Origin of the sequence: Halomonas citrativorans (assembly GCF_900163645.1) — a bacterium.
Classification (GTDB): domain Bacteria; phylum Pseudomonadota; class Gammaproteobacteria; order Pseudomonadales; family Halomonadaceae; genus Vreelandella; species Vreelandella citrativorans.
The window spans coordinates 1-2,317 of record NZ_FUKM01000047.1; the positions used below are offsets into that span (position 1 = coordinate 1).

Below are 2,317 nucleotides of genomic sequence, written 5' to 3' on the forward strand. Positions count from 1 at the left end.
CACCAACCAACAAGCCCAGAGGGCCGCCCATCAGCATCAACGCACCTGTGGCTGCTCGCGTCGCACCTGCCATGGCAGTCGCGGCGGCGGCTTGGCGTGTCGTTGCGCCAGTAAGTAGATTAAGCGTGCCTGTGGCTGCTGCGGCCACTGTTGCTTTCGCGGTTAACGCCACTTGGCTGGCCGCGATAGCACCTACATAACGGCCAGCCATAATGCCGCCAGTGATGATCAACGCATCGCCCAGCAGGTCGATTCCGCCCGCTAACGCCTCAATGCGGGCTACCTGTTCATCGGTCAAGTCATTGGCTTCTGCCAGCGCTGGCAGCATGTCGTTGTAAACGGCCAGCACACCGGTGGCGTTATCTACCACCAGCCCGAAGGCGCCGCTTACACCGCTCTCACCTAGCTGAAGTACCGATTCGCTGAGCATCGAATTGAAGCCACGGATCGAGCCGGTCAGCCCAGAGCCGATAATCAGCGCCATACGGTCGACTTCGCCTTCAACACTATTCAGCTCTGTGCCGAACTCACGGACACGCCCCGCGCTGGCTGCGAGGATCTGCGCGGCTGCACCGGCCTCACTGCCGAAGATGGCAAACGCATCCGCTGTTGTCATGTTGGCGTCACGAATCCGCTCCAGCACCGTCTCCAGGCCGTGAGCTTCGATATTGACGTCTTCTATCGTGAGGCCGTAATTAGCCAGCACACCAGCGGCTTGAGGCGTCACGTTGGAAAGCTGGCGGATAATACCGATCAGGCCGGTACCGGCCCGGCTGGCTTGCAGACCCGCATCCGATAGCACGCCGATAGCCGCAGAAGTGGTTTCAATACTGATGCCAGCAGAGGCGGCGAAAGGTCCAGCGTAGGAAAACGCATCACCCAACTGCATGATATTGGTGTTGGAACGTGCTGAGGTCGCGGCCATCACGTCGTTGACGCGATTTAGCTGGTCAACTTCCATCCGCATGCCGCCGAGCACATTCGATGCAATATCCGCCGCCTGAGCGAGATCCATCTGGCCAGCAGTCGCCAGGCTTAAAACGCTGGGCGTTGCGGCCAGCACTTCGTTAACGTCAAACCCTGCTTGAGCCAAAAAGCGCTGAGCATCCGCCGACTGCTTGGCAGAGTGCATGCTGGTAGCGCCAAGGCTGCGCGCCTGGCCTTCTAGTTGGGAAATCTGCTGAACGGTTGCGCCAGAGGTCGCTTGAAGGCCCAGAATCGAATCTTCAAACGCGGCGGTCTGTGAGATGACCCCGCTTAGGCCAAACCCACTCGCCATCGATACCAGCGCCATAGCAGCGCCGACGGCAAGTGAACGCATCTTGCTCAAATGATTAGAGACGGTTTGCGTTTCTTTACCGGTTTGGGCCAACGCCTGCGTTGCCTGGCGGCTGCCCTGGTCTGTTTCACTGCCAAAGGTGCGGGCTTCTTGCTGGGCACCCCGCAAATGCTCGGAAACGGTACCGGCTTCGCGCCCTGGGCGTTGTAGCGCGCTCTCGGCTTTTTTGCTTTCGCGTTCGGTAGTGGCTGAAAACTCCCGCACGTCACCCTGGGCATCCTTGAGGGTGCCGGAGAGCTGGCGGCCGTCGCCAGTTAGGGTAACGCTAAGCGTTAGATTGTTCGCCACGAGGTTTCCTTCTAACGTTTAGTTGCGGGGTCGTTCATCACGCTAAGCGCGCCGCGCTCGATGAGCTGCACTTGGTCCAGCCGCTCCAGCTGTTCTGCTGGGGGTAACTGGTAGAGGCTGATCACGCTGATCACCGCTTGTACATCCAGTCCAGTAGGGCCACCCATGCCTGCAAAGCGCCACTGGCGGGAACAGCGCTGAAACGTTTCGACGGCGTCCCAGTTTTCCGGCAATACATCGAATTGATCCGGCGCGGCGTTGGCGGCCTCTACCTCTTCGGCCAGTTCGCCGCCCAACGTGATGCCCAGGGCGGCGAGGTCATCCTTGACCAGATTGGGCTGGGCCGTGCTGGCCTCAGCCCAGTGCTTGCCTGCGTCGACTAGATTTACCGACGGTTCTTTTTTGAAACGCTCTCCTGATAGGCGGTGATCAGCGCCGTTGAGATCGCAGGGTCGTTTTTGGCGGCATGCAGCAGGTCGTCACCTTCCAGCGCTTTGCCTTCGTCATCCGTTAAGCAAATGTCTTCGACGCCCTTTAGCACTTCGTCGAGAAGCAGCGTGTCGGCTGGCATGTCGCGCAGTTCGTCCTGGGGCTTCACTTTGAATGTGGCTTTGAATTTGCCGGTGTTCTCCTTACCGTTTTCGTCATACACGGTAAGGGCAACGGGGAACTTGTAGGTGCGGCCTGTAT

At 59.3% G+C, this 2,317-nt stretch carries 3 protein-coding genes; all 3 read right to left on the reverse strand.

All coding sequences use genetic code 11. From position 1 onward, the window contains the following. On the reverse strand, positions 1-1,627 hold a 1,627-nt coding region (locus CZ787_RS11175), incomplete at its 3' end, for a phage tail tape measure protein (RefSeq protein ID WP_087109163.1). Between the two features lie 11 nt (positions 1,628-1,638). Next, positions 1,639-1,923 (reverse strand): DUF1799 domain-containing protein, encoded by a 285-nt coding sequence (locus tag CZ787_RS11180; protein ID WP_176372209.1) that lies wholly within the window; start codon positions 1,921-1,923, stop codon positions 1,639-1,641. An 89-nt stretch (positions 1,924-2,012) separates the two neighbouring features. Further along, positions 2,013-2,317 (reverse strand): hypothetical protein (locus tag CZ787_RS18850; protein ID WP_176372210.1); only part of this gene is annotated, 305 nt, incomplete at its 5' end.